The 23,524-nt window shown below is 36.2% G+C and carries 39 protein-coding genes and 1 pseudogene; 29 read left to right on the top strand and 11 right to left on the bottom strand.

From position 1 onward, the window contains the following. Positions 1-5: 5 nt before the first annotated feature. The gene (locus tag ANA_RS22900; protein ID WP_235082142.1) at positions 6-242 is read right to left on the bottom strand and encodes a hypothetical protein; all 237 of its coding nucleotides are present in this window, start codon (positions 240-242) and stop codon (positions 6-8) included. Between the two features lie 177 nt (positions 243-419). On the opposite strand from ANA_RS22900, the gene ANA_RS22895 reads away from it, so the two are divergent. Next, on the top strand, positions 420-692 hold the full coding sequence (locus ANA_RS22895) for a hypothetical protein (RefSeq protein ID WP_015081660.1): 273 nt from the start codon (positions 420-422) through the stop codon (positions 690-692). Between the two features lie 192 nt (positions 693-884). On the opposite strand, the gene ANA_RS28670 is transcribed toward ANA_RS22895, so the two are convergent. From ANA_RS28670 to ANA_RS22870, 6 genes are all read right to left on the bottom strand, one after another. After that, on the bottom strand, positions 885-1,301 hold the full coding sequence (locus ANA_RS28670) for a hypothetical protein (RefSeq protein WP_371260433.1): 417 nt from the start codon (positions 1,299-1,301) through the stop codon (positions 885-887). Further along, positions 1,270-2,064 carry a DNA cytosine methyltransferase gene (locus ANA_RS28665; RefSeq protein ID WP_083881543.1) on the bottom strand — a complete coding sequence of 265 codons (795 nt, stop codon included), beginning with the start codon at positions 2,062-2,064 and terminating at the stop codon, positions 1,270-1,272. The genes ANA_RS28670 and ANA_RS28665 overlap by 32 nt, the downstream gene beginning before the upstream one ends. Before the next feature lie 348 nt (positions 2,065-2,412). After that, the gene (locus ANA_RS23815; protein WP_015081658.1) at positions 2,413-2,883 is read right to left on the bottom strand and encodes a hypothetical protein; all 471 of its coding nucleotides are present in this window, start codon (positions 2,881-2,883) and stop codon (positions 2,413-2,415) included. Continuing rightward, positions 2,858-3,784 carry a hypothetical protein gene (locus tag ANA_RS23810; protein WP_015081657.1) on the bottom strand — a complete coding sequence of 309 codons (927 nt, stop codon included), beginning with the start codon at positions 3,782-3,784 and terminating at the stop codon, positions 2,858-2,860. The genes ANA_RS23815 and ANA_RS23810 overlap by 26 nt, the downstream gene beginning before the upstream one ends. Continuing rightward, entirely contained in the window at positions 3,781-4,356 is a 576-nt protein-coding gene (locus tag ANA_RS23805; protein WP_015081656.1) for a hypothetical protein, read from the bottom strand. Before ANA_RS23805 ends, ANA_RS23810 begins: the two co-directional genes overlap by 4 nt. Positions 4,357-4,358: 2 nt before the next feature. After that, positions 4,359-4,607 carry a hypothetical protein gene (locus ANA_RS22870; RefSeq protein WP_015081655.1) on the bottom strand — a complete coding sequence of 83 codons (249 nt, stop codon included), beginning with the start codon at positions 4,605-4,607 and terminating at the stop codon, positions 4,359-4,361. Between the two features lie 254 nt (positions 4,608-4,861). Between ANA_RS22870 and ANA_RS22865 the strand changes: the two genes are divergently transcribed. The 4 genes from ANA_RS22865 (at position 4,862) to ANA_RS22850 (ending at position 6,941) form a co-directional block, all read left to right on the top strand. Further along, on the top strand, positions 4,862-5,230 hold the full coding sequence (locus ANA_RS22865; protein WP_015081654.1) for a hypothetical protein: 369 nt from the start codon (positions 4,862-4,864) through the stop codon (positions 5,228-5,230). 370 nt (positions 5,231-5,600) lie between these two features. After that, positions 5,601-5,918, top strand: a complete 318-nt coding sequence (locus tag ANA_RS22860) for a hypothetical protein (RefSeq protein WP_015081653.1) — start codon at positions 5,601-5,603, stop codon at positions 5,916-5,918. A gap of 217 nt (positions 5,919-6,135) precedes the next feature. Continuing rightward, a complete protein-coding gene (locus ANA_RS22855) occupies positions 6,136-6,387 on the top strand; it encodes a transcriptional regulator (protein WP_015081652.1) in 252 nt (83 codons plus the stop codon). A gap of 56 nt (positions 6,388-6,443) precedes the next feature. Then, on the top strand, positions 6,444-6,941 hold the full coding sequence (locus ANA_RS22850) for a hypothetical protein (protein WP_015081651.1): 498 nt from the start codon (positions 6,444-6,446) through the stop codon (positions 6,939-6,941). 103 nt (positions 6,942-7,044) lie between these two features. Here the strand turns inward: ANA_RS22850 and ANA_RS28015 are convergent. After that, a pseudogene (locus ANA_RS28015) lies at positions 7,045-7,236 on the bottom strand (hypothetical protein); the annotation flags it as partial. Between the two features lie 108 nt (positions 7,237-7,344). Here ANA_RS28015 and ANA_RS22845 point away from each other — a divergent pair. From ANA_RS22845 to ANA_RS22830, 4 genes are all read left to right on the top strand, one after another. Further along, entirely contained in the window at positions 7,345-7,950 is a 606-nt protein-coding gene (locus tag ANA_RS22845; protein ID WP_015081650.1) for a hypothetical protein, read from the top strand. A gap of 349 nt (positions 7,951-8,299) precedes the next feature. Further along, positions 8,300-8,581 carry a hypothetical protein gene (locus ANA_RS22840; RefSeq protein WP_235082141.1) on the top strand — a complete coding sequence of 94 codons (282 nt, stop codon included), beginning with the start codon at positions 8,300-8,302 and terminating at the stop codon, positions 8,579-8,581. Positions 8,582-8,740: 159 nt separating this feature from the next. Then, the gene (locus ANA_RS22835) at positions 8,741-9,103 is read left to right on the top strand and encodes a hypothetical protein (protein ID WP_015081648.1); all 363 of its coding nucleotides are present in this window, start codon (positions 8,741-8,743) and stop codon (positions 9,101-9,103) included. Between the two features lie 668 nt (positions 9,104-9,771). Continuing rightward, positions 9,772-9,993, top strand: coding sequence for a hypothetical protein (locus ANA_RS22830; protein ID WP_015081647.1), 222 nt, complete (start codon positions 9,772-9,774; stop codon positions 9,991-9,993). Positions 9,994-10,189: 196 nt separating this feature from the next. On the opposite strand, the gene ANA_RS22825 is transcribed toward ANA_RS22830, so the two are convergent. Then, the gene (locus ANA_RS22825; RefSeq protein WP_015081646.1) at positions 10,190-10,933 is read right to left on the bottom strand and encodes an LAGLIDADG homing endonuclease; all 744 of its coding nucleotides are present in this window, start codon (positions 10,931-10,933) and stop codon (positions 10,190-10,192) included. A gap of 202 nt (positions 10,934-11,135) precedes the next feature. Beyond that, positions 11,136-12,275 carry a hypothetical protein gene (locus ANA_RS22820; protein ID WP_015081645.1) on the bottom strand — a complete coding sequence of 380 codons (1,140 nt, stop codon included), beginning with the start codon at positions 12,273-12,275 and terminating at the stop codon, positions 11,136-11,138. An 86-nt stretch (positions 12,276-12,361) separates the two neighbouring features. Between ANA_RS22820 and ANA_RS22815 the strand changes: the two genes are divergently transcribed. From ANA_RS22815 to ANA_RS22805, 3 genes are all read left to right on the top strand, one after another. Then, positions 12,362-12,586, top strand: a complete 225-nt coding sequence (locus ANA_RS22815) for a hypothetical protein (protein ID WP_015081644.1) — start codon at positions 12,362-12,364, stop codon at positions 12,584-12,586. Between the two features lie 179 nt (positions 12,587-12,765). After that, on the top strand, positions 12,766-13,152 hold the full coding sequence (locus ANA_RS22810; RefSeq protein WP_015081643.1) for a hypothetical protein: 387 nt from the start codon (positions 12,766-12,768) through the stop codon (positions 13,150-13,152). Positions 13,153-13,301: 149 nt separating this feature from the next. After that, positions 13,302-13,643: a hypothetical protein gene (locus ANA_RS22805; protein ID WP_148279163.1), complete on the top strand. Its 342-nt coding sequence runs from the start codon at positions 13,302-13,304 to the stop codon at positions 13,641-13,643. A 102-nt stretch (positions 13,644-13,745) separates the two neighbouring features. Here the strand turns inward: ANA_RS22805 and ANA_RS22800 are convergent, their stop codons facing one another. Next, positions 13,746-14,693: a hypothetical protein gene (locus tag ANA_RS22800; RefSeq protein WP_015081641.1), complete on the bottom strand. Its 948-nt coding sequence runs from the start codon at positions 14,691-14,693 to the stop codon at positions 13,746-13,748. Between the two features lie 316 nt (positions 14,694-15,009). Here ANA_RS22800 and ANA_RS22795 point away from each other — a divergent pair, with 316 nt between their 5' ends. From ANA_RS22795 to ANA_RS22715, 17 genes are all read left to right on the top strand, one after another. Further along, a complete protein-coding gene (locus ANA_RS22795; protein ID WP_015081640.1) occupies positions 15,010-15,366 on the top strand; it encodes a hypothetical protein in 357 nt (118 codons plus the stop codon). Positions 15,367-15,455: 89 nt separating this feature from the next. Further along, positions 15,456-15,755 (top strand): hypothetical protein, encoded by a 300-nt coding sequence (locus tag ANA_RS22790; protein ID WP_015081639.1) that lies wholly within the window; start codon positions 15,456-15,458, stop codon positions 15,753-15,755. A 96-nt stretch (positions 15,756-15,851) separates the two neighbouring features. Then, positions 15,852-16,409: a hypothetical protein gene (locus ANA_RS22785; RefSeq protein WP_015081638.1), complete on the top strand. Its 558-nt coding sequence runs from the start codon at positions 15,852-15,854 to the stop codon at positions 16,407-16,409. Positions 16,410-16,621: 212 nt separating this feature from the next. Next, complete coding sequence (locus tag ANA_RS22780) at positions 16,622-17,149, top strand: hypothetical protein (RefSeq protein ID WP_015081636.1); 528 nt, start codon at positions 16,622-16,624, stop codon at positions 17,147-17,149. Between the two features lie 102 nt (positions 17,150-17,251). After that, positions 17,252-17,704 carry a hypothetical protein gene (locus ANA_RS22775; protein WP_015081635.1) on the top strand — a complete coding sequence of 151 codons (453 nt, stop codon included), beginning with the start codon at positions 17,252-17,254 and terminating at the stop codon, positions 17,702-17,704. A 92-nt stretch (positions 17,705-17,796) separates the two neighbouring features. Continuing rightward, the gene (locus tag ANA_RS22770) at positions 17,797-18,084 is read left to right on the top strand and encodes a hypothetical protein (RefSeq protein ID WP_015081634.1); all 288 of its coding nucleotides are present in this window, start codon (positions 17,797-17,799) and stop codon (positions 18,082-18,084) included. Between the two features lie 194 nt (positions 18,085-18,278). Further along, on the top strand, positions 18,279-18,761 hold the full coding sequence (locus ANA_RS22765) for an SLOG family protein (protein ID WP_015081633.1): 483 nt from the start codon (positions 18,279-18,281) through the stop codon (positions 18,759-18,761). A gap of 40 nt (positions 18,762-18,801) precedes the next feature. Next, positions 18,802-19,140 (top strand): hypothetical protein, encoded by a 339-nt coding sequence (locus tag ANA_RS22760; RefSeq protein ID WP_015081632.1) that lies wholly within the window; start codon positions 18,802-18,804, stop codon positions 19,138-19,140. Continuing rightward, a complete protein-coding gene (locus ANA_RS22755; RefSeq protein ID WP_041458691.1) occupies positions 19,121-19,369 on the top strand; it encodes a hypothetical protein in 249 nt (82 codons plus the stop codon). Before ANA_RS22760 ends, ANA_RS22755 begins: the two co-directional genes overlap by 20 nt. A gap of 4 nt (positions 19,370-19,373) precedes the next feature. Next, positions 19,374-19,613: a hypothetical protein gene (locus ANA_RS22750; RefSeq protein WP_015081630.1), complete on the top strand. Its 240-nt coding sequence runs from the start codon at positions 19,374-19,376 to the stop codon at positions 19,611-19,613. Between the two features lie 63 nt (positions 19,614-19,676). Then, positions 19,677-20,129 carry a hypothetical protein gene (locus ANA_RS22745; RefSeq protein WP_148279162.1) on the top strand — a complete coding sequence of 151 codons (453 nt, stop codon included), beginning with the start codon at positions 19,677-19,679 and terminating at the stop codon, positions 20,127-20,129. A gap of 40 nt (positions 20,130-20,169) precedes the next feature. Next, entirely contained in the window at positions 20,170-20,625 is a 456-nt protein-coding gene (locus ANA_RS22740) for a hypothetical protein (RefSeq protein ID WP_015081628.1), read from the top strand. Between the two features lie 97 nt (positions 20,626-20,722). Continuing rightward, positions 20,723-21,466, top strand: coding sequence for a DUF5895 domain-containing protein (locus tag ANA_RS22735; protein WP_051155267.1), 744 nt, complete (start codon positions 20,723-20,725; stop codon positions 21,464-21,466). A gap of 148 nt (positions 21,467-21,614) precedes the next feature. Next, positions 21,615-21,929: a hypothetical protein gene (locus ANA_RS26885; RefSeq protein ID WP_015081626.1), complete on the top strand. Its 315-nt coding sequence runs from the start codon at positions 21,615-21,617 to the stop codon at positions 21,927-21,929. A gap of 103 nt (positions 21,930-22,032) precedes the next feature. Continuing rightward, positions 22,033-22,749 (top strand): 3'-5' exonuclease, encoded by a 717-nt coding sequence (locus ANA_RS22725; RefSeq protein WP_015081625.1) that lies wholly within the window; start codon positions 22,033-22,035, stop codon positions 22,747-22,749. Between the two features lie 71 nt (positions 22,750-22,820). Continuing rightward, positions 22,821-23,027 (top strand): hypothetical protein, encoded by a 207-nt coding sequence (locus ANA_RS22720; protein WP_041458690.1) that lies wholly within the window; start codon positions 22,821-22,823, stop codon positions 23,025-23,027. 65 nt (positions 23,028-23,092) lie between these two features. Beyond that, positions 23,093-23,485, top strand: a complete 393-nt coding sequence (locus ANA_RS22715) for a hypothetical protein (protein WP_015081623.1) — start codon at positions 23,093-23,095, stop codon at positions 23,483-23,485. Positions 23,486-23,524: the final 39 nt, after the last annotated feature.

The raw sequence follows: 23,524 nt of genomic DNA, 5'->3' as shown, positions 1-23,524 counted from the left end.
AACAATCAACGGGTCAAAAACAGTCCTAAGTTCGCTAACTCAAAAGCATAGTTAAATTCTATATCAGGGGCTATCCATTCAATAAAATACATAGTTTCTCTAATTAAACTTTTGACAACATCATTATTATTAGAATCCAGTAATAAACACTGAATTTGTTTTAAGTGATTGTCTAACTTATTTAACCTGATAGAAACATCATCTTTAATAAATATTGTTTGTAAAGTAATTAAGTTAGTCATCCAAAAACCTCTATAAAACTTTAATTCCTGTAAAATTTGCTCTATTTGTTATGGTGTAGCACGACCATAAATAATCTCTATCAATTAAATCCACTTCTTTACATAACTACTTTTAAATTTATTGATATTTTAAATAAAATATAGGATAATTATAGCAGTTATTACCAGGGAATCCCAATGGACAGAAATCATTACGATAAGTTAAGTGCTGAAGAAAAGTTAGAATTTTTGGAAATGGCTACTGAACATTTGACGATAGATGAAAAAGCTAAGTTGGTAAAGAAATTATTTCCTATCAAAGACGATAATAGTTGCTCTGTAACAATGGGAAATTCTCAAGTCCATGCTAATACTGTTTATCAATTTAATCTTAACAGTAAAGATGAAACAGCAAACTTGTTAGAAGCTATCATAGTTAAAATTCGTGATACTAACAATAAAAGTCAATGAGTTTTTGGGGCAAGGATTTTAAAATCCCACCCCCTGATATTTTCTGTTTGGATATCTTACTTTTATCCAAACTTATTTTTTGTTTTAATATACATTCTTTCACACGCATCACAAAGTCAAGGAATCCCAGTTACTAAATTTACTAAGTTCCCGCTGTGGAATTAGCGGATAAAAATTCTTAAAGGAAAATGATTATTTATCAGATTTCCTGTAGTTTTTACTGAGTGCTATAAACTCCCTGATATTTTGTACAGAATTACCGTTGTATATCATGTTGGCAACTTGGGTAACTATTTTCGTGGAAACTCCCAGAGAACGGTTTTTCCACTGGCCATCAATCTTTTCCTCCCAACTATACCCCCAACGCCAATGTAAATAATTATGCTTATCTCGTTCACCTTCAACACGGGGATAGCTAACTATTGTTCCATTCTTTAATTTCTTATTTTCTATATACTGATATAAACAACCACAGGCATTAGATTTATCCGTACTTGAACTTTCCTCTAAGAATTTCTCAGTAAGTGAAGTTTCTTGATTTAATTCCTCAGTATCTACGTTTTCCTCTAAGAATTTCTCAGTAGTTATTGACCCCGGCAATTGTGGCAAGGTATTGAACTCTGTTAACTCCGACGACGGCAACTCTGGGATCGAGAAGATTTCCTGCTGCCTGTCTTTGTTTTCTAATAGTGCCGTTGCCGGACGGGACTCCCAAGGGTCTAGCCAACTCGGCGGGATATCGTACCACTCGCTCAGGATAACCGGGTTTAGCACTTCGCCTTTGTGCAACAGTCCCAGCTTTTTCAATTGTGTTTCTAGCTTGGTTTGTCCAGGGGGTCGTCCGTTCCCAGTTGAGCTTAATGCACCGGGAGATTCCAACCAAAAGTAATCGTTGTCTAAGAAAGGGGGCTGCAAAGTGTCCTGAACATACACAAACCCATTCCGCATCATACCCGCTGCTGTCAATGGTTCTGACCAGTCCCCTAAAATATGACCCTGTTGGTTGTCCTGGGTAATTGGGACAGGTGAGTAATCCGGTAACGTTTTCGATACAAAAGAATTTGGGCTGGATTCTGGCAATACTTTCCAGCACTGCGGGGAAACAGTCTCGTTCGTCGGTTGCTCCGAGTCGTTTACCGTTGATGGAAAATGGCTGACAGGGTGCTGAAGCTGTAATAACGTCAATTCCTCTGATGTCTTGAACTGGTAAACCTCGCACGTCTCCGTAGTTGTGGACACCGGGGAATCGTTTACTGAGGATGTCTGTACAGTAGTTATCGTTCTCGCAGATTCCCACAAGTTCCCAACCTGCGCGGAGTCCGGCAATTCCAAAACCTGCACCAACGCCGGAGCATAAATCGAGTTGTCGCATTTTTCCTCTAAGAAAATCAAACTAATTTTGTCACTGACATCAAACCACCCCATTGAAAAGCCTAATTCCACTGCTTGATTGACAACTGATATTTCAGTGGTGAGGGCTTGACTGAGTTCTGCTGTGGAAGCTGCTGATCCATCACTTAGGAATAAAGTTATTCCTCCCAACAATTCCCAATGTTCAATGAGTTGGTTTAAATACCAAACAGGACTTAGATACCGTTGTTTGATGTAGTCAGTAACGGGAATGGTCCAGTCTTTCCAGATAATCTTGTGACCATCATAGAAACCGTCATGCCATTGTTGGGGGTAATTCCAAGGTGTAGTTAGTACATGAGTTGTCATTTTACTCACTCCCTAAATATGCTGTTGAAGCTGCTGCCCAGTCAAAGTTTTCAGCTTCTTGTTTGCGCTGCTGTACTTCCCGGTTGTCATTTTCTGTGCGGTCTGGGACTCCGGGCATTGCCATTGTTTTAGTTAAGGCGCGAATATCAATCTGACGTTGTACTGTGTTATGCCAGTTTCCTCGGTTTTTTAAATCCAACTTCTGACAAATTACGGGTGTAAATCGAGTATCAAAGTTTTTACTTGGTATATTTTCCCAATGCTTAGATGCTTTACAGCCTATGTTTTGGCATAATACCCATTTATCTTGGTTGTTATCATAGTTGGGTATGATTAAGCGAACTAAATTTTGTGAAACCAAGCCAGAATCTTGGCAACAGAAACAATGCCACTTAGGGTAGAAAAATTCCTTGTCCTGGGGTTCTTCAGGATTAATAGGATTACGCTCAAACTCCGGTAAATCGTTGATCATGGTTTACTTTGGGTATTTCGCCCCATACTAGATTTTTACTATCTGCCCACTTATAAAATTCCTTGCGTTCTTTTTCCTCTGCTTCACTCTCAGCAAAGAAACCGAACTGTCCTAAGTTCCGAATTTTCTCCAGCCATTCTTCTCGTTCTGGGTAGTTCTCCCATTTACTGGCCTGTGTGGCGGAAACTTTACCTTGGGATTTTTCCCACTGCGATCGCAATTCTTCCCAGTGTTTTTCTATCCATTTATGGGGCAACGTTGGGGGATTGGGTAACTTATTGACTTTATCTAAAGCAAACTTTTCAAAACTTTCTCGCTCTAAGAATGAGAGAGAGTCTTTATAAGTTTGTAATGTCTGTAAAGTCTGTAGAGAGCCACAGCTTTTTTGTGTTAAAGGTTCTGAGGTTTTTTCGTCCCGTGTGTGGGATTCTGTGTCCCGTGTGTGGGATTCTGTGTCCCGTGTGTGGGATTCTGTGTCCCGTGTGTGGGATTCTGTGTCCCGCGCGTGGGACAGTTGTTCCGGTGGTGGGACAGACTGAGAATCATTGTTAGAACTGGGTTCTGGAATAGGATCTGATGGCTGACGTGGCGAATCCACATAATCAAAGTCATCAGTGATTGAGTCGGTTTTGATGATAATTGAGCCTGTAGTTTCCCAACTTCCGTCGTTGTTAGAGGAGATAATACTAATTCCTCGATAGAAAGCGGATCGGCTGATTCCCCATTCGGCACAAAATTCTGAGATATTGTCAATTTTGAGGTCTATGCCCGGAGGTCTTAAAATCTCCTTGATTACCAGCAAGTAACCAGGAGTAGTAAGGTATTTTTTCTGATACCAGTCTTTAGCTTTTTGGGCTGTCAGAGGACAAAATTTGCGATTACCCATTCTCCGCTTTGTCATGACCCCAACTCCGTAGATGTTACTTGGTCAAAACTAACTAACACATCAAAAACAAGACAAGACGCAGCAATATCAGCTATTTGTTTTTCATATTCGGCACTGCCAAACAAATGCAGACGTTTTTGATGTTCTGGGTAGAATCCTGAGTACACAAGGACTTGTCCCAATCCAGCTTTCCAGTCCTTGACCCGTTTGACTTCAATGATTTCAGTGTCGGTTAGTAGGTCAATTCGACCAGCAGGAGTTGTTACTTCTGTCAGTCCGCCCAGTTGAGACTTGAGGTTATCGCGGACAATAAACTCCATGTTGTCCTTATTATTTATTTCCAGCCAGTCTAGTCGTCCTTGCTCCTTTAATTTGCTGATAGCTTTATAAAAAGTGCTAACTGATATGCAAAGTTCTTCACAGAATGCTTCAATATCTTTGACCCGCAGTTTTTGCCCCGGCGCACGGAAAATACCGACCGCATAGTAAACAAGACCAGTGGCGGTGATAATGCCGTCTTTATAATCCTGAATGGCTTTATCCAGAGATAATCGGTAATGCTGATTGGGCTTTGGTGTAATTGTCATGACTACAACTCCTCAGCCCCGAAAATTAATTGTGCTAGAAAAATCTTTGTGAGTATGGCTACGCCACGCAAGCTATCACCACAGCCTAGAACTAAACGCTTGTAAATCCCTGCTGACCATACTTTCAATACGGTGGACTGTAGAAAAACACTGGTAATTAAGCGCAGTAAATCCGGTTTTATTGATGCTGAAGTCCAACAATCTCCTAGTTCAGACTGGAGACAGTGGAAAAATCCCTGGTTATAAGTCATAATTTAGTTAATAAAGAAATTTTTTGAATTTTTGCCTTAGCCATTACATTGGTTAAGGTGTTTTCTTGGAATTAATTTTCAGCCCCCCATTGCAAACTAAAGGTAATTAGATTAAAATCATTGGTGTGTAACTTATGGAAATTCCTAAGTTAGACGCTAGAGCGAAAAGAGTTTGATACTGTTGTGGTACTATTGGCAGTAACTATCTAATTTGCTATAAACTAAATATAATCTTAAAATACCTATAACGCAATATGAATCACAGAGAAATTTTAATTGACGCATTAAACAAAGCGATCGCACGGGGACAAACCGCAGTCAATATATCTAAAATGTCTGGAGTCAGCGGTAGTTCTTTAAGTCGGTTAATGAAGGGTCTTCAAGAAGATTTATATGCTGGCTTTTATTTCAGCATTTTGGATTGCTTAGACGATGATATTCGGAAAGAAGCACTGACAAAACTGGGGATAAAAACCAAAGTCCAGCCAGAAGAAATGGTGAAATATTTGAACGGTCAGGAAATAGCGCAATTGATTCCGTTTTTAGGTAAAGAAGATAGAGCAGATATAATGCAAGCCCTGGCATTATCATTGCGCTCATCTGACCAAAAGGTTTGCGCTTAAAACCGAACATAAACACAATTATCCAGTCCTTTGTCGTGGATAGTCCTAAAATTCAATAATTTGTAGTATTCTTGTATTATTTTCCGCATCAAAATACTAGAACCTTAATCTCTATAGACCGTAGATTTCACATCTGCTAAGACTTGTCAATAACTAAGTGCAAATACTATCAATAATGTTAAGTCTAAGGATTCACTCAAAAATTTCTATGATAACTAAAGTGCATAATATTACCAATATTTGCTAATTTAAAACTGTAAACATTGATTAAGCGATAGTGTTGATAGGATATTCCTAGAAGAAAAGGCTAGAATATTCAAGTATCAACAAATCTATACAGGTCAACAACAGAAAAGTAGAGAGTGTCAGGGTGACTGAAGATATTTTGAAGCAAATACTTAATCAATGCCATCAACTAGATGACACAGCCATTAGCAATATCATCAAAAATTTAGTTGATAAACTGGAGTATCAGGAAAAATCTGCCCTGTTGGAACAGCTTGCTTCTGATGTAAGTCTAGATACTAAAGCAAGACTGGTTAAGCGGTTATTAGGCGACACTGGATTACAAATAATATTTGGACAATCCCACGTAAACGCTACCAATTTCTATAACATTCAGTCTGCTTCTACAGAACAGTTATCAGATATTGTCTTAGCCATTGCCGATATCATCAGAAAGTCTTAGTTTTTACCTATAGTTTTTACCTATACCAGGGTATTACCATTCTACTTTGTGCCACATTCAATAATTTATTGACTATATTTCTTGGTAAAAATACTGAGTCTTAGTTTTCCTGTATAGATATTTTATATTTAAACTATAGATTTTTTGATATTGTAAGTATATGAATATAATTACGTAAAGTCAACTTTACTTTCAAGGCTGGCTTTACTGCAATAGCATGGCAAAAAGAACCAAGTTTATAAAACTTTTAGAGCGACGAAGTTTAACTCAAGAAAAGTTTGTGGAACTTGTACAGGATGCCTGGAGTACCATTTCTGGGCGTTCATTATCTCGTCAGGCTGTCAGCAGTTGGGTAAATGGTCATGCAGTTCCCAAACTATCCCCCACAGAAACCCTAGCAATCATCGAAATCCTTGAATGTACCCTGACTGAACTTGCACTTGCTTTTCCTCATGAGGATGATTCTTAATCTTGACAATGTAAGGTTAACCTTACATACTTTATATAGATGTAAGCAGGTGCGCTATGAAACTACCAACAACATTTCAGGAACTCGACCTCACCGGATTTGATATTGAAATTAAGCAGTACAATAGTATTACTAAATCAATGGTTGATATTGCTTGTGCCGTGTTGAAAAAGAATCAGGTGGGTATTGTTATCCGTAGCGTACAATCGGCTTTAAAATATATTTACGGTATTGGTGGTAGTTCTGACACGGTTTGCGATTTATTACGTCAGTGGCGGACTGAGAACATGGCACTTAAAAGAAATGAAAAAAGCCTAATCACCGCAATTCTTGAATCTGTTGATGACGGGGTTCTCGATGTGTCCGATATTCCAGGGGATTATTTGACTGCTATGAACCAATGGGCGAACTGCTTGCAGCAGCGCTTCGCTATCGCCATTTACAAACTCGCTTACCAAAATGCCGATTCCTCTATTTCCGGTGACAAGGTTAAATATTTGACTACTGAGAATGAATTGTTAAAACAACAACTGTTTCCGGGAGTAAGGTTGTAAACCTGTCTTCACCAAAGCCAAAGGGCTTTTTGGAAATGCCAGATAGACTTTGAATTTGTTAATGAAATAGAGTTTTAAAAACTGGTAGTTAATTGTAATGATTAGTCATCATTGTATCAATGATTTTCAATAGCTTAACGATTTGTTCTTTTGTTAACCCTTGCTCGTAAAGTTCTCGAATTAACTTCCATTTCCATGCTTACCATTCACTAAGATTACTGGTTGTGGCTTTAGTCTTTAAGTGTGCTATTGTGATGATAGCAAAGGGATTATTACTAGATTCTAGTTCATCCCAACATCTATCTTGCTAAAAACTAACGGAGCAAACTGAGGGTAATTCAAACCATCAGATAAGAAATCATATTTATTTTTGTCCACTTACTTATATATCAGGTGATAGTAAATGAAAGATTCAGAAATTATGTCAAAATTATTAGAGCTTTTAGCTGATTTCGGTGAAGTTGCTTTAGATGTAACTTTGGAAGAAGGATTGTTGAAAGATATACCTGTTATTGGTAGTGCTATAAAAATTGCTACCATAACAAAAAATATTCCCAATCAACTATTTTTATCAAAGATGAAAAGATTTTTACAAAAAATAGACAAAATATCACAAGAAGACAAAGAAAATTTTATTCAAGATTTAGATTCTAAACCTGAGCTAAAATCAAAAGTTGGTGAATACTTAGTTTTAATAATTGATAGGCTTGATGATATGGATAAAACAGATATACTGGCAGAATTATTTATAAAATATGTCAAAAACAATATAGATTTAGAGACTTTTAGAAGGTTGGCATCTGCTATAGATATTGCTTTTATAGAAGATATAAAAGCTTTAATTATGAATTCTAGTGATAATCAATGTTTAATTAATTTAGTTCGCTCTGGATTGTCAGTAGTATCCTCAACTGGAGTACCTGCTATGGCTTTTGGAGGTAATGTAATTCATATAGGAGTTCATATTTCCGATATAGGTAATTTATTTATTAAGCTTATGAATGAATAAACATTAAATTTAACATTCTCGTAAAAGCTTGCACTTTTTTTACCTAAAAACGGCTCAGACCCTTTACCTGTAATCTTTTCATGTTTATCCAGCAAGCCCTAGATCCAGCACTTTTCTCGATTTTAAATACTTCTGAGTGCGATCGCTAAAATTCAGTCCAACGTAAAAACACCATAAAAATTCTGTATAATAGATAGCGAGATTGCAATCAATTTTACGCATTCTCCATATATCAAACTTTTTCTGTAGTGTAATCATGAAGTTTCCTCTAGCTTTTCTTGCTATTCCACTTGCATTTATTATTCAGCAGGGTGCTTTCGCACAAATTTTTAATCCCTATTCAGTTCCCATGAAGTTACGTGCGCCAATAAGAACTTGGGCGGGTAGTGATGGTTGCCTATGCCCTTACGATCAAGTAGTTACGGAAGGTATGACATTGGCATTTGCTGATGAAGACAAAATATATACCTGTGGACAGACTTCCGCGTATATTAGACCTGATGGGCGTAATCCGGCTTGCTATGTAGGGGATAGAATTAGATACGCTCATGAAAAAGCGAGACAAATTGAAGAACAATGTAGGTCTATGGATTCACGCGCCTGTTATGTTGACTTCATGAACAGATTTTAGTCGCGTAAACCTCGATCTTTCACCAGTGCGATCGCCATTGAAGAGTGCGGAAGGGAATAAGAAGTTTTTCATGTGTCCTGCTGTACGCAGTTCATGATGGCTACTTAAACGATAATGTATTAGTTATTAAAGCGCTTACAAATAGGATGAGGATTCCTTATGAAGATTAAATTAACCTTGTCTGCCATTGCATTAGCATTATTACCTTGCCTTCCTGCAAAAGCAGATTTCTTTACAGCAGCAGTTACTAAAGATGGTTGGTGGGAAGTTGATACAGATTCTATTCAACACCTTAACAATGGGACTGCAAGATTTGTTAGTAGATATATGAAGGATTCTCAGGCAGAATCTCTTGGTGCTGTGTTAGTCGATTGTCGTCGTCCAAGAATGATGACTATTAGATTGTATAATCTTGATACTCAAATGTGGGAAGATACTCCTGCTCCAAGATGGTTTTTTTTTAAAAGAACAAGTGTTGGTGCAGCAATTCAAGAGTTTGTCTGTTCAACACTTGGGAATTAAGAACGGCTAACGCCTCATGAGTGGTGATGGAAATTAGGAGTAATCTTAAAAATATAGAGCCAAGATACATATAATTCCGGCAAGATGGAATTCTATAAGACTTCCTATTCCAAAAAGAAGTGCTGGGGCAATGATTCAAGAGTTTGTCTGTTCTACACCTGGGAATTAACAGGGGCTAACGCCCCGGTTATGGTGAGAGGTAATTAGGAGTAATCTTAAAAATAGAGCCAAGATACATATAATTCCGGCAAGATGGAATTTTATAAAACTAAAGTGATTGGAGCAATGATGATTTGTGAATCCTAGTTAACTAATTCTTGACTTTCATATTTACCCATCACATATACTAGGGCGTTAGCCCTTTAATTATACCATGAAAAAATTCAAAAGTCAACAGTACCTTAACTGTTTAAGAGGTAGCTTATTAATCATCAAAACAACCCTTTAGTTAAGTATTATCTTGTATCCTTTAACTCCCTCCTTCTTTTGTGAGAGTATTTGCATTTGATTCAGAAGTCCGAGAATATCTGTAAAAACTCTAATCACCAGGGAGACGGATTTCTAAATGCAGCGGCAATTGCCGCTTGAGATATGAGGCAAAAGAAAACACAGAATACACACGAACAACGCTAATTCTCGAATTAGCGTTTTTTTTATCGAAGAAAAATATGAAAAGATACAAAAAAACAAACATTACTCTTGTTGTTGGTATAGCTGGTATTTTTGTCAGCGGATCTGTTGGTGTAGTAGTAGCAAAGCATATTCTTTCTGTAGTTGAATCATCTAACTGCGGAGCATCGGTAAACTTCAAATCTTCTCCATCATCCTTTTTGGAATTTCAAATTAGAAAAGAGCCTTGTAGCAATTCCCCTGAAACAGCAGCTAAATAGGAAATACATTTAAGTAATGGCTGAAAGCTAAGTATCACAATGCTTTCAGCACTTATTTTGATTCCTTAGCGTATATTTTCCAGTTTTGGCACAGTCTAGCCAGATATAAACGAAGAAGACTTTATTAGTTGTATAAAATCACTGGAAATCATAAAGAAAGAGAATAAATCCCTTCCTTTATAACTTTGTTAATCTACTAAATCTTTCCCCATTTGTGACTAAAGCAACTAACAGGACATTTTCCGATTACTTCAAAAAATTTCTCTGTGTTGTTATTAGTGCTACTAACTCCAGATCCAGTTCCTCGTAAGGGAATAAAAAGTCTGTAAAGATCGCCACTGTGTTTTTGAATTGTTACTTTCATTCCTAAAAATTTTGATAATTCAGATCGCAAAAAATCTGTACTTTCTGGATCAAAACCTTGGGTGTTAAAGTAAATTCCTTTATCATGCCAATTTCCATCGTCTACATACCATCTCAAAATTAAATCTTTTGTCAAAACTAAATCTTGTGGAACAATCTTTTTACCATCTGGATACCATTTATTTCTTAACTCTGTAAATAGATTATTAGATGGACTTCTAAAAGAAACACGATGGTATGATTTATCTGTTCTTTTGTCATAACTATCACCTACTTGTAGCTTGCAAGCAGCAAATGACTCTGTGTTATTTATAATCCATTGAGCGTAGTCTTCATGTTTCGTAACAAAGTTGAAAGTAGCATCTCGATTACAGTCTTTTCCTGTTACAAAAATACTTCCATCACCTAGCAAGTGACCTTGAATTAAATCCATTTCCTGTTTAATGCAATTTGTCAAAAGCACATCACTGTGGGGATATCTTTGGCGATGATGACCAAACTTTTTTACAAATTCGCGGTAGCTTTCATTCTTGTAAGAAAATAGACTCTCTTGCTCATATTGCGTTTTTTGTGGCATAATAATTTTGCTCCTATGTTGGACAAACAACTAATGGAGTAGTCGTCTTGACTGAGTGTTGGCTCACTCTTTCAAGGCGCAGTTACTATTTTTAGTATACACTATTTTATTAAAATTCTGTAATTTTAATATTAAAATAAACTAATTGCAAAATTATTTTTCATCTAAAATTTGATTATTTTGCTTTAAATGAATTGAACTATTAAGAAATCGTAGTATTTTTTAAGGCTTCAACGAAAACTCCCGGTAATTGCACTCCCTTTAAAATAAATGTTGTCAGAATACTTTCGGTAATCTTTTTCAATACTTCAATGGCGTTGATTGTTGTCGGTATATCCACAGGAACGATTGCACCATAAGCACTAGAAATATTCCCAAATTGGGATTTAATTGTGTCTTCTTTATAATTATTTTCTTCTTTATTAGATAACAATTTCCCGGCTTTTCTAAATAGTTTTTTGACACCGTTAATTGTTGGATTAACAATCTTGCTTTTCAGAAACTTCAACAGTCCTGATTTATCCTTGTGTTCTTGTCTCGCTTCTGCCCTCGCTGCTTTGGATTCATCTTTACCTAAAACCAATTCTTTGATTTTTTGTAAAGCATCCGCAAGTTCTTCTTTGACTTTATCTAGGAGTCCTTGAAATATATTGACAATGTTGAGGTTGTCCTGGGGAAAATCAGCGAACTGCTTGCAGCAGCGCTTCGCTATCGCCGATGGAAATTCCTGCTCTGTTTTCTCCCTAATTGCCACAAAGTGATTCCTTACTTCCTGTGGTACAGGGTCTTCTTGTTCATCAAATTGGGATAATAAACTATCATAAGCATTGAGCATTAATGTTTTTAAATCCTCAATTTGTTGAGAAAACCAACTTTTATTTACTTGTTCTACAGATTTAATTCTGTCATAAACTGAATCATCGTTATCATAACCACTACTATTAATATTCTTCCAATTAATCAATATATTATTAACTTCTACGGCTGCTTTATAAGTTTCGATATTCGCTAGGCGTTGTCCAATGGCATCCAGTTTTTGTTGTCCAACAGCACTTGGATTACCGTGTACTTTAGAGTTGAAAACTTTGTTGACACCATAACAAGATTGTAGGATTTCCGCAGAAGCATAGCCAACTTCATCGTCTAATTCTGATTTAGAAAAGTAATTAATAATCGCTTTTAGTGAAGGTAAATTATCTTGCGAGTAAACTACTGGTTGAATTGAATCAAACCAATCCTCTTTATTTGACAAAGCTTGCACAACTTCTGTGGGGACTCTTAACCCACCCTTGTTTACCCAAATTCCATCGGTTATTTGACTTAAAACTTCTTCTGGTGTCATGGTCTATCAATTTAATTTAGTAAATAAAAATATGTTAAGGATGCTAATGCTATCGCTTTGGGGTTGTGTTGTTGTTAGTTAATATCATGACCACTGCATTCGTTAAACGTACAGGAATCAACCCTTTAAAATCAATTGAACTCACTGTTGAGCAATTAAATATACTATTGAATGAACCCCGAATTATTGGAGTTGTTGATATTTCAGATTCAGGTAAGTTAATTGTTAGCTGTGAAGACGGCTTGGCTAGGATGATTGGGTTTTCTGATAATGAAATAATTTGGTTTGACAGTTATTCAGAACAGGATTAATGAAAAAGGGAATAGGCATGAGTCAATCTATTCCCAGCACTTCATCATCTATTAACTGAAATCTAGCCATTGTTTAATTTTAGCACAATCACTAATAAAATCAACTTTTGTATAGTTCAATGAAGATTACAAAAATCATTGATGCTATCGCTTTTTAGTCTTGGTATTTTTGAGATTTAATGATGAATAAAATCAATTTTGCGGGTATTGAAGGTAAGGTTTTACAAGTTAGTCCACATGGGAATTATCAGGTGGTGGAACTGAGCGATAGCGAAGCGCTCCGCAGGAATCGCATTACCATTGTGGGTACTTATTCAAACAAGTTTCATTGGCCAGAATCCACCGATGAAAGTTCTGGATTCACCAGTTTTATCACTTACATTGGTTTGAAACAACAAGAGTTCTCCAGATTTAGAGATTGGGTAATTGTCAACAATGGTTATTTCGAGGGAGACGACGGTACACCCCGACAATCAAAACGAGTCCGCAGATTTCCACTGGAGATTAAGGTGAGGGGGTTACTCGCTGAATCTGTTGTTGAGTTGATTCATGGGGAAATTGGATAATGCTGGAAAATACAGGTGACAATTACCTATTAAGGTGATTGAGGATTGAAACCAGCAATAACAAATAGCAAACACAATAGCGTTATTGATTATCGGTAATGCTATTGCTGTTGTTTTCTGAAGATGGTTATATTATAGAGGATTTAAAGATGATTGGACAATTATTTACCACTGGCATTGGTATTTATCAAATGTATCCTGGCACTGAAAATAAATGGATTGCCCAAGTTGATTTTGAGGATGAAAGTCATGCCCAATTAGGTGGTGTAAAGGGGACTTTAGCAACTAAATATGGTGATAATTTATTGGAGTCTGTGAAAACAGTTAAACAGGATGCCCAGAATTTGGGAATTAGAATATTGTCATTGCCTAATACTAAATTCAAACTCTATGTTAAACGATTGTTTGTTGATAAAACTGAGGTATGGAAACAAATTGAAGGGGTAGCCCAAGAACTCGATTTAGAAGTTGTGTCTTGTTTACCTGAATAAGTGTTTGATTTGCTGGTTAAATCTAGTGGTTTTTTCTTGGCAGATAATTTTATGAATATCCCTGATGTCTTGATAATATCATAAATCAGGGATATAACAGTATTATTTTTGCTGTAATTCTGCATCAATTAATGTTTGAAATTCCTCCAAAGAATTAACATTAATACTTGGTAAAAGTAAATTTTCTAGGATCGACATATTATCAATTTGCTTGATATTATAGATTATCTTTTCTGGAAGATTATCAAATCTAGTAGAGAGGATTTTGATAATGTCATCTTGACGAGTTATTTTAGCTCCTTTTTCTTGGGCATTTTCTTCAATAGTGCTGAGGAATGGCATATTTAACTCCTTTTCGTAATCATTTAATTTGGTTTGAAATTCTGTTTGTAATGGTGGTGGCAAAGTCATCATTCTATCAATAAACTTAACTAAATTAATAATATCAACTTTAGTTAAGCCCTTGTGATATAATGGTCTAACTAATTGCCATTTCCATTGTTCTCTTTGAGTTAAGTCCTTAGTAGTGGCTTTAGTTTTTAAATGTGCCATTACTATTATAGCAAATAAATTATTACTTGCTTCTAGGTCTGACCATTGATAGTCTAGTAGTTTGGCAATACTAAATTTCATGCTTACTTCACTATCGCCTATCCCATATTTATAGCTATTTGGTCGCCAATTTTTGTTTTCATCTCCTAATATTGCTAAACTTATTACTGGTTGATTAAATAAATCATAAGAACGATAATTATAGATAAACATTCTTTGTGGAAATTCTTTATCATGCTGACTTTGGACTTCTATATGTATTAAAATCCAAATTACTTCATTATTTAATAACCACACTTGAAACAATTTATCAGCATAGCGTTTTTTAGTTTGACTAGATGCGGTAATTTGTTCTAGTTCCTTATCTAAAGAAATAGGGGGTTTACTCCAGTCAATTTCTTGATGAATGTCTGGGTAGAAGAATTGTAAGAATAATTCCAAATATTCCCCTATAGCTTCTTTCCATGTTTGATCATAGTTCGCTGTTGCTTCTGTCATATTTGCCCCTGGTTTTTGGGATTTATAATAAATCCCCAACTTCTTTATGATACCATTAATTTTGTTGTCAATAGTATGATATTGTCTGAGATTTATATACTACAAAATTTAGTATAATTAATAATGCTCCTGGCGATCGCTCATTCACTTGAGAACCCCGAAGCATTATCAATATTATCAGCATTGTAAACATAGGTAATCAGCCCCCTATTGGCATTGATAGCGCAGCGTGGCATAAGCCATAGTCTTGAGTTACCCGGAAGTTATCGGTAGGGGCGCTATCGCGCAGAGGGGGCGTTGTTTTCGAGGTTTTGTTATGGCTATCAACATTCTTTCCAAAGCTGACAAGAAACTTTCTCAACTCAAGGATGGAATTCGAGTTTTGGCTTGGGAACAGTACAAGATTGATAATCGTATCAAAGGTCAGGAAGGTTATAAAATCTTTGAAGCAGAATGGTTAACTCATGACATTCATAAGATGGATCAAGCCAAGTTTGATAAGTTTATTGCAGGTTTAGGTTATACCGTAGATGACTTACTTGCTGAAAGGAATAGATATTATCAGAAACGTAATCGAGCTACTGGTATTGGTAATGAACCCGCTAGTTTTGATAACAAACCTGCCAGTGTTGATTATGTTGAAGGTAATCAACCAGATAACATTCCATACTAATTAGTTTACAGTCCTAGTCTCCTTTGGGGATTAGGGCTTTTTTTTAATGTTATCACTTGGCGTTTTTGATTATCTAACATGAGGAATTTATGGCTATTAACATCCCCAGTAAATTTGGTAGTGGTTTACCTGAACCCAATAAGAAAAAGGGTATTGACTTTGATAAACTTACTGAAAAACTTCGCTTTGAACGTGATAATATTCAACCCTATTTAACTAATCATCAACTTGTATTATATCATCATTGTTGTGATTTATTTGTTGGTAATTACTATCACGGTAAAAATCATTTCTTGAATGTGAACTTCACCAGCAATGAAAGTGAAGAATACCCTGTAAATCGTGATGCTGAATATGATGAAATTGGTAAGATTTTAGCTCAAATTTAGTTTAGTAGTCTTGACTCCCCAGGTCAGGACTTTTTTTAACTTTAGTCATTGGAGGCGCTATCGCGGAAAGGGGGCGTTGTTTTTTCGGTATTTGTTATGTATCAATACCCCGAACTCAAAGGTAGAATTAGTAATCTCAAATGTCATAATCAAGGTTCTAAACGGGAATATTGGTCTTATGATATTTATATCAATGATACTCTTGTCTGGCATGAAGATTATGCAGTAGGAACAAGAGAGCAAGTAATTGAAGCTGCAATTAAGCTGGGAAATGTGAAAAAACATAATCTTTGGAAGAAAATGTATTTCCAAGAAATTGATAATCAACGCCGAAACATTGAAATCTTTAGAGAAAAAGAATTTCCAGCAATTGCCCAAACTTTTGATTTACCTAAGTATCAGCAAGTTATATTATTTGATGGGATGCCTTATCATTATGGTTCTGATGGTTATGATCCCTTCTATTGTGATTTACCAGTTTGTGAAAATGGCGATTACATTGAAGTAGGAGGTAAATACCGGATTCCTATTTATGGTGTTGTCGAAGTTACCAAAATCACTCGTTCCACAACATTTCATTATTTTGTAGCTATTGATGAATATGGCGAAGAAGTTCACGACCTCAAAATAGGTGAATTTATCAAACGAGTTTAATAATTAATCCTAGCTTTCATCATGAGAGTTAGGATTTTTCTATCACGGGTAATCACATCAACCGACTCGTTGAGCCAATACCGCCGTGTCCTGCAAGCAGTCCAGGGCTATTCTTTGCAAACTTGATTTAGAATCGCTGGCGCTCAATGTTGTTGATAGGTTATCTGTGGGGGCGCTATCGCTGAGGGGAGTTGAGTAATTTGGAGAATTTCATGAATCCTAACCCCAGTGATTTGAAATTAATTAGTAAAGTTAAATCCGAAACTTTAGCTGATTTAAGAAGCTTTTGTAGAGAAAGCGTGAATTTAATGACTAGCGATGTTAGTAGTTACGCTCAAGGCAGATATAGACTTTGGTTATTTCATGAGTGTGATTTGAGAACTCCTGGAACAATTACTAAAGCTTATCATAATGATAGACTTGGGAATTTTTGTCAGCGAGTTTATCCCGGAACTAATATCGGCTTGTTAACTTTTGGTGGCAAGATTGGTAATATTCAAAGTACCGGATTGATTATACCACATCGGGATCATAGTTATTCTAGAGCGATCGCTAGAACTGTGAATCTTGGTAGTTGTATATTTAATTATGATGGCAAAGATTATCAACTTAATGATGGAGATATTATTGAGTTTAATTGTAAGAAACTTCATGGTGTTACTAAAATCTTGAGTGCAGAAAGATTTAGTATCAATCTTTGGCAGTTGAATCAAGAAAAAGGTTATTTTCCAATAGTTTAGTTACAAAAATAAATAACTCCAGTTTAACAAGATTGGAGTTATTGTTTATTAATCTGTGGGGGCGCTATCGCGGAAAGGGGGCGTTGTTTTTTGGTATTTATCATGTTTTATCAAGCCCCTGAAATCCAAGGCAGTATCCGCAATCTTCGTCAAGATTATCGTGAATCTATGCGTCAGAATGTATGGAGTTATGAAATATATATTGATGACGTTTTGGTGAAGAGTGAAGACTGTCATTGGTGGTCTAATACCCGTGCAGAAGTTATCGCAGCAGTTAAAGAAATCGGCGAACAACTCAAGCAAAAAGAGTTAGTTAAACGAGAATTAGCCACGGTTGGTAATAACTTGTATGTTAAGTGGTGTACAGATATCACCAGAGCAGGTAAAGCTCAAGGTATCACCGGGTATTATAGTATCTTTGTTAAAGGCAAACCATATTCTGTATATAGTACCCAAAACCTTGATGAAGCATTGGCTAAACTACGAGAAATTGAGATCAGAAATGCCAATGATGTTGAGGAATTTAAAAGGATTCGTCGTGAAATAGGATACTAACATTGTAGCCTAATATTTATACATTGTGTATAAGTATTAGGCTTTTTTTTAATACTATCGTTTGGGGTTCATGGTGTTTTTGTAATATCATTATGTCAGAATATACTGAATATCATGAAGCTCATGGAATGCCTGTTTCTGTGACAAAATATGAACCGGAAGATTGGGAGTTAGAGGTTCAGGAATACGAACAACGAGATAGTGAAATGAAGACAAATTTAGCAATAGCTCTCAATAATATGTTATCGGCAAAGTTCCAAGTTGAGAACCTGAATAATCCTGCTATATCGTATGAAGTAAGGATTGAATTGATTAGTAGATTTCTTAACAATACTATCAAATCTATTCAGGAAGTTCAAGGATTACATGATATAGAATGATTAGGAAGATTTTTGTTTGATGTTTGTGACAATTCTCGTTGAGAATTGAAACGAGGATTGAGGATTGAAACCAACAATTAACTGACATTGAATAAACCCACGAGTCTCTAGTTTATCTAGGGACTTTTCTATTGCTAATGGCTTGCGTCACGCTAATGCTATCGCTTGTTATTGGTGTTCTTTACATCAGTATTATGAAAGCATTTTTCACTGGACACCGAGATATCATTAACATCAAAGATGGAATTAATCAATTGATTGATATGGCTTTAGATCGTGGAGTAACAGAGTTTTTCAATGGGATGGCTTTGGGTATTGACCAATTAGCTGCTGAGGTTTTAATTGAACGACAACTTCATTGGACTGCTGTAATCCCCTGTCAAAACCAAGACAGATTATGGACTCTTCAACAGAAACTTAAATACAAAGAACTCCTCAAGTCTGCATCAAATAAAATCGTGCTTTATCCAGAATATACACCGGGTGTCATGCAAGCTCGTAATCAGTGGATGGTCAAACATTCTGATATTTGCTTGGCTGTTTATGATGGTCGGTTGACTGGGGGTGCTGCGCTGACTGTGAATTTGGCGATCGCTCACCATCTCCCAATCATTCAATTTAATCCTAAAACTTTGGAAACCGCAGTAATTGAACCCAAACAACTAAGTTTATTTTAATGCTATCGCTTCCCGATTCCGTTGTGTTTTGGGAAGCATTTTGGAAAATAAGTCTTGTTTTCATTGGATTGTCAGAAACAATTTTGATGATGCCGATTTTTGGCTGGTTAATAAGGGTAGTTTAAAAGATTTAGGAAACCCCGTCAAACAATTCCAACCATATTATACAGGTCTTAAATGTCCGGTATTGATATTACCTGAATATGGATATTATCTCTGCGTTTATTTCCAGCAAATTGGTGTGTGGAGAAAATACGCAATTGGGGCTACTAACTATCAAAGTCTGAGAATCACAGATATTCGCCGGATTTTTAATGAATTATCTCAACAACATTCAATGCAATATAACGGGGGAATCAATGTCAAAATTACCTACTAATGTAAACTTTCTGATATTACGTTATCAACAAATTAGGGAAAATGTCCATTTTGTAATGTTACGGAATAATGATGGTATTTACTCTACAGGAACTTTAGCGAATATTCCCAAACAAGAATCAACGGATGGGGGTTGGCATTTATTTGGGGAACAGAAGTTTGAGAAAGAACGCGCTGCGGTGATTGTTTACAACAAACTATGTCGGGGTGTACCAGTGAAAATCAAATGACCTAATGCTATCGCTTTTTGATGTTGTTGTTTTTGGTATTCAGGAAATGAATGAATTTCTAGAAAGTTTATCCCGTGCTTACTGGAAAATGGACTATTCACAGTTTCTGCAAAGAACTGGATTTGTTGAATCAGATTATGCCCTGCAAAAGTTTAAACTGTTTCAACAAAGTGCCAAGGGTTTGTTAGATTTTGACCCCGACACCTTAGCATCAATTTTAGCACAGGAAACTGTAACTAAATAGTAAATGAAGGGACTGGTGTGGATGATAGCACCAGTCTCAGCTAGTATTTGCAACTATTTTATCATGACTCAACATAAATCACTTGACCTGTTATTAAGTCTACGAAATACTGCCATTGAAGTTCAGCGTGAAATTGAGGTTATTATGCCCGATGCTATTGCTGAAGCCTTGAAACTTGCGGAAACTTTCAAAAATAAGGTTGTCTATCATAATAAGGATGGCAGAATTGTTTTAGTCCTCAAGAAGCGGTTTTCTACTAATAAAGAGGATACCACACTTGCCAGATTAGACGAGGATATTCAACGCATTACTGGGGAATTGGCTAATAAACATTCTGAACAAATTGCAGAACTGGAATCTCAAATTGTGGAACTTCGTGAACAAATTGAAAACCTGGAGAAACAACGGGATAAATTATTGAGCGATCGCCGCATTAGCACACTCAAGAAACAGTACCATGAACACCGGGAATCAACATTGTCTTTAGACCCTAATTTATCAGTGTTTCTCAATTAATGCTATCGCTTTCTAGTGTTGATAATTTCAAGGCAACATAATGGAATTAAGACGATATCGGTTTAATCGCAAAGTAGGTAAAGTTTACTTAGAAGTTGGTAATCAACTGAGTGAAATTGGTGCAACTTTGAAGATGATTATATTATGGGCATCTGCACCAGTATTTGGTAAACCATTTGCCCATTTATCTGCACAGAATTGGGTGCAAATAACGTTTCTTGATATGCAAGGAAATTGGTGTTATGCACTGCTGAATAATGGGATTACTGATGCTTTGAATCCTTGGTTACAATACAGAAAACAAGTTGAATCAGAACTGGAATTATGCGGAGTAATCACCACCATTAGTTTAGTGAAATTTGAGGAGCAAAGTGAATTCTTTGATTATTCATTTTCGGGAGTTCGGGGAAAACCAGGACTCGAAGAACGGATGAAAACACTGATTGATAATAGTGGTCATGCTTTGGTGGATACATCGGTAAATTTATTGACGTAATAGTTGGGAGATAGGGGAAACCTTGTCTCTAATGCTATCGCTTTTTGATGTTGGTTTCTATGAAACTAAATGATGTTAATGTCTTTCAATTTTGATTATGACTAGAAAAAGAACCGCTAACAATGTTGAAAATGGAGTTAATGAAATGACTGTTGATAATGTTCAAAATGGAGTTAATGAAATGACTGATAATGTTGAAAACACAGTTGATGAAGTTACTGAGAATCTTGATAATCAAGAAGTAGATGTTAGTGCAGAATTTGAGATTGACCCTGCGGTAATGGGAGAAGAGTTTAATTATGTAAGACCCAAGCGATTTCCTTATGGAATTGTCATCAATGAGGAAACAGCCGGGTTATTCATTCCTGAAAAGAGTTTAGCAAAAGCTGGATGGTTTGGAACTCCCGAAATAGTTGAAAAGGATTTATCAGGTGGTGTTGAGAAAGGATTATTTATTACCAATGCTAGAATGATAATCTTGGGTAATGTGCGTCCCTATTTGAGATATAAAACTGATTTGAAAGATAACCGAGAATTAGAAGGAATAATGATTGGTTGGTACGACGAATATTCTGAAGAAATTGACAAGAAAATGATGAGTGCAGTTTCAGAGCATTTAATAATGTTTCTAGATAATGCCAACAATTTTCTCCATGAAACCCCAATTAGAATCAGATTCAAGAATGTATCGCTGTGGAGTTTACGAGAAGCTTTGGAACAGTATTACTCTCAAGCTGAATTGACATTTGCCAGAATGCTCAACAAGAAACCCAGTGGTAAAGATCAATACTATTGCCAAAATAAGAGCCTTGATAATTTTTGGCAAAAACGGCAAAAATAATCATATATAAGCGTTTCGATGAAAAGGTAGTTTAGAATCTAAAACCCTTATCCTACCGTCAATACATTTAAAAAATCCTTGTCGGAAACCTTTAAGGAATTTTTAGGGGTGATTGTTTTTGCCAAGCAAGAGCGAGGAACGGGAGTTCATGGTTAAAGCATTATCATCTCACCCTCGTAATTTGACTAAGGTATTGAAAGATGATAGATGGCGGTCATTGTGTGTTGTTGATGTGGAGTTCAAAGGTGTTAAGGAAGGTGAAGGTAAAAATCGGTCATTCTGCTGCAAAGTAGGGACTTACATTCACCCCGATGAAGAAAACTTCCCAGCTTTGTTTATGGGAACAAGAACTAAAATGTCTGCGGTGTTGGAAAAGTATGATACTAGCTTAGGCTTTGATGAAACCGTCAAGGCTTTGTTACCAGCACCTACTAAGTTGGCATTACCAGAAAGTCAACAGTAGTCATTAAGGATTCACGGACAAGTAAGGACTCAGGGGAAACCTTGGGTCTTTTTTTTATTACTATCGTTTAAATGCGTTGGTATTAAATTAAATAGAGAACCAAATGAAACTATTAATTATTGACACCGAAACCACCAACATTATTGAACCACAGGTTTGTGAAATTGCAGCAACTTTGTATCAAGTTAGTGATAATGTCCGAGAAACCGGTGCGATTTGTAGTGTTTCAGCATTATTACCAGTGACAGAAAACCCCGCAGAGTTCGTTAATGGCATTGCTTGGGAGTTGACAACTAAAAATCCATTTGTTGACGAGTCTATGAGCTTATTAAAAAGAATGGCTGCTTGTACTGATTATACAGTTGCTTTTAATGCTGAATTTGATGCACCATTAGTAGATAAACTATTGATTGATGATGATTTTTCATGGACTAATTTTACTCCTGATTGGTTATGTGCCATGAAGGATTTTGATTGGGGTTATCCTGCTAAAAATGACAGCTACAAACTTACTGATTTAGCTTTATTCATGGGTATTGGTATCAGCACTGTTCACAGGGCAGGTGATGATGTCCGGTTATTGGTGGAATGCTTTAATCGGCGTAAACAACAATTACCAGAAATAGTTGAACAAGCGATATTTGTCTCCAATTCACCGATGATTGAGTTGAAGGCATTGGTTGAATATGAAACTCGTAGTTTGGCTAGTAATGCTAGGTTTCATTGGGATGGCGACAGGAAACTATGGACTAAGAAAATCCGGGAATGTCGGTTTAATGAGTTTGTGAAAACCCTGGCATTTGGAGTTGAGATTATCTAAATAGAAATGCCCAGAGTATTCTTTGCTTTGGGCGCTATCGCTTCAGGATTTTGGTGTTTTTTGTAATGATTATGAACCCAAATATCCTGAACGAATTGGAAACCAAAATCAATGATGGTATTGGTACTTTTGATGAATTAGACTCCGTGTGTTCTCAGTTAATTAATATCATTCATCAACAAAATGAGTTGGCAACTAAAGCTAATGAACTCTTTGAAAAGTTAAGACCCGATTGGTCTAGTGTTGCTTTTCAGGCTTGGATGATTGGGGAGGTTTAAACACAATAACTCAGGGGAAACCCTGGGTTATTTATTGTTTTTGTAATTAATTGGAGTAATTAACAATGATAACATTGGCTAAAGAAGGCAATAGATATTGGTGGACTGCTGCGGATGGACAAGAACTTTGTTTTACTCTTAAACAAGGTAAATGGAAAACCCCAGACAACAAGGAAGTTCCTTACAATGCTGAAGTTGCTGAACACTTAGGAAATAAGAAATCTGGGTGTTTTAAACTTCAAATTACTTACTGGATTAAGACTGTCAATATTAGCATTATCGAGGTTGATTATTGTTCGGAAAATCCCAAAGATGAGTTTGGTTGGGAGGAAGAAACAATTCATAATCTTGTCAAATATACCAAGGAAGAATTTGCAAAACTTGATAAGGCTAATGTTATTGCTTGGGCTTATGAACAGTACAAAGTCAAGTTTGGGCATTTAATCATATCCAAATAATTCCTATTGCAACTAAACAACAATGCTGAGTCTGGGATT

It is taken from the genome of Anabaena sp. 90, assembly GCF_000312705.1.
Taxonomy (GTDB): Bacteria; Cyanobacteriota; Cyanobacteriia; order Cyanobacteriales; family Nostocaceae; genus Dolichospermum; species Dolichospermum lemmermannii.
This window is presented reverse-complemented; position numbering and strand designations above follow the sequence as displayed.

Bases quoted from the DNA above. Each gene is read 5' to 3' on its own strand.
- ANA_RS22750 (WP_015081630.1), top strand. From the start codon at position 19,374: ATGCTATCGCTTTTTGATGTTGTTGTTTTTGGTATTCAGGAAATGAAT.
- ANA_RS22835 (WP_015081648.1), top strand. From the start codon at position 8,741: ATGAAGATTAAATTAACCTTGTCTGCCATTGCATTAGCATTATTACCT.
- ANA_RS22820 (WP_015081645.1), bottom strand. From the start codon at position 12,275: ATGACACCAGAAGAAGTTTTAAGTCAAATAACCGATGGAATTTGGGTA.
- ANA_RS23815 (WP_015081658.1), bottom strand. From the start codon at position 2,883: ATGATCAACGATTTACCGGAGTTTGAGCGTAATCCTATTAATCCTGAA.
- ANA_RS22770 (WP_015081634.1), top strand. From the start codon at position 17,797: ATGTCAGAATATACTGAATATCATGAAGCTCATGGAATGCCTGTTTCT.
- ANA_RS22815 (WP_015081644.1), top strand. From the start codon at position 12,362: ATGACCACTGCATTCGTTAAACGTACAGGAATCAACCCTTTAAAATCA.
- ANA_RS22805 (WP_148279163.1), top strand. From the start codon at position 13,302: ATGATTGGACAATTATTTACCACTGGCATTGGTATTTATCAAATGTAT.
- ANA_RS22810 (WP_015081643.1), top strand. From the start codon at position 12,766: ATGATGAATAAAATCAATTTTGCGGGTATTGAAGGTAAGGTTTTACAA.
- ANA_RS22785 (WP_015081638.1), top strand. From the start codon at position 15,852: ATGTATCAATACCCCGAACTCAAAGGTAGAATTAGTAATCTCAAATGT.
- ANA_RS22825 (WP_015081646.1), bottom strand. From the start codon at position 10,933: ATGCCACAAAAAACGCAATATGAGCAAGAGAGTCTATTTTCTTACAAG.
- ANA_RS26885 (WP_015081626.1), top strand. From the start codon at position 21,615: ATGGTTAAAGCATTATCATCTCACCCTCGTAATTTGACTAAGGTATTG.
- ANA_RS22790 (WP_015081639.1), top strand. From the start codon at position 15,456: ATGGCTATTAACATCCCCAGTAAATTTGGTAGTGGTTTACCTGAACCC.
- ANA_RS22780 (WP_015081636.1), top strand. From the start codon at position 16,622: ATGAATCCTAACCCCAGTGATTTGAAATTAATTAGTAAAGTTAAATCC.
- ANA_RS22720 (WP_041458690.1), top strand. From the start codon at position 22,821: ATGAACCCAAATATCCTGAACGAATTGGAAACCAAAATCAATGATGGT.
- ANA_RS22715 (WP_015081623.1), top strand. From the start codon at position 23,093: ATGATAACATTGGCTAAAGAAGGCAATAGATATTGGTGGACTGCTGCG.
- ANA_RS22865 (WP_015081654.1), top strand. From the start codon at position 4,862: ATGAATCACAGAGAAATTTTAATTGACGCATTAAACAAAGCGATCGCA.
- ANA_RS22870 (WP_015081655.1), bottom strand. From the start codon at position 4,607: ATGACTTATAACCAGGGATTTTTCCACTGTCTCCAGTCTGAACTAGGA.
- ANA_RS22855 (WP_015081652.1), top strand. From the start codon at position 6,136: ATGGCAAAAAGAACCAAGTTTATAAAACTTTTAGAGCGACGAAGTTTA.
- ANA_RS22755 (WP_041458691.1), top strand. From the start codon at position 19,121: ATGTCAAAATTACCTACTAATGTAAACTTTCTGATATTACGTTATCAA.
- ANA_RS22845 (WP_015081650.1), top strand. From the start codon at position 7,345: ATGAAAGATTCAGAAATTATGTCAAAATTATTAGAGCTTTTAGCTGAT.
- ANA_RS22800 (WP_015081641.1), bottom strand. From the start codon at position 14,693: ATGACAGAAGCAACAGCGAACTATGATCAAACATGGAAAGAAGCTATA.
- ANA_RS22850 (WP_015081651.1), top strand. From the start codon at position 6,444: ATGAAACTACCAACAACATTTCAGGAACTCGACCTCACCGGATTTGAT.
- ANA_RS22840 (WP_235082141.1), top strand. From the start codon at position 8,300: ATGAAGTTACGTGCGCCAATAAGAACTTGGGCGGGTAGTGATGGTTGC.
- ANA_RS23810 (WP_015081657.1), bottom strand. From the start codon at position 3,784: ATGACAAAGCGGAGAATGGGTAATCGCAAATTTTGTCCTCTGACAGCC.
- ANA_RS22775 (WP_015081635.1), top strand. From the start codon at position 17,252: ATGTTTTATCAAGCCCCTGAAATCCAAGGCAGTATCCGCAATCTTCGT.
- ANA_RS28665 (WP_083881543.1), bottom strand. From the start codon at position 2,064: ATGCGACAACTCGATTTATGCTCCGGCGTTGGTGCAGGTTTTGGAATT.
- ANA_RS22795 (WP_015081640.1), top strand. From the start codon at position 15,010: ATGGCTATCAACATTCTTTCCAAAGCTGACAAGAAACTTTCTCAACTC.
- ANA_RS22725 (WP_015081625.1), top strand. From the start codon at position 22,033: ATGAAACTATTAATTATTGACACCGAAACCACCAACATTATTGAACCA.
- ANA_RS22830 (WP_015081647.1), top strand. From the start codon at position 9,772: ATGAAAAGATACAAAAAAACAAACATTACTCTTGTTGTTGGTATAGCT.
- ANA_RS23805 (WP_015081656.1), bottom strand. From the start codon at position 4,356: ATGACAATTACACCAAAGCCCAATCAGCATTACCGATTATCTCTGGAT.
- ANA_RS22740 (WP_015081628.1), top strand. From the start codon at position 20,170: ATGGAATTAAGACGATATCGGTTTAATCGCAAAGTAGGTAAAGTTTAC.
- ANA_RS22895 (WP_015081660.1), top strand. From the start codon at position 420: ATGGACAGAAATCATTACGATAAGTTAAGTGCTGAAGAAAAGTTAGAA.
- ANA_RS22735 (WP_051155267.1), top strand. From the start codon at position 20,723: ATGACTAGAAAAAGAACCGCTAACAATGTTGAAAATGGAGTTAATGAA.
- ANA_RS22765 (WP_015081633.1), top strand. From the start codon at position 18,279: ATGAAAGCATTTTTCACTGGACACCGAGATATCATTAACATCAAAGAT.
- ANA_RS22745 (WP_148279162.1), top strand. From the start codon at position 19,677: ATGACTCAACATAAATCACTTGACCTGTTATTAAGTCTACGAAATACT.
- ANA_RS22900 (WP_235082142.1), bottom strand. From the start codon at position 242: ATGACTAACTTAATTACTTTACAAACAATATTTATTAAAGATGATGTT.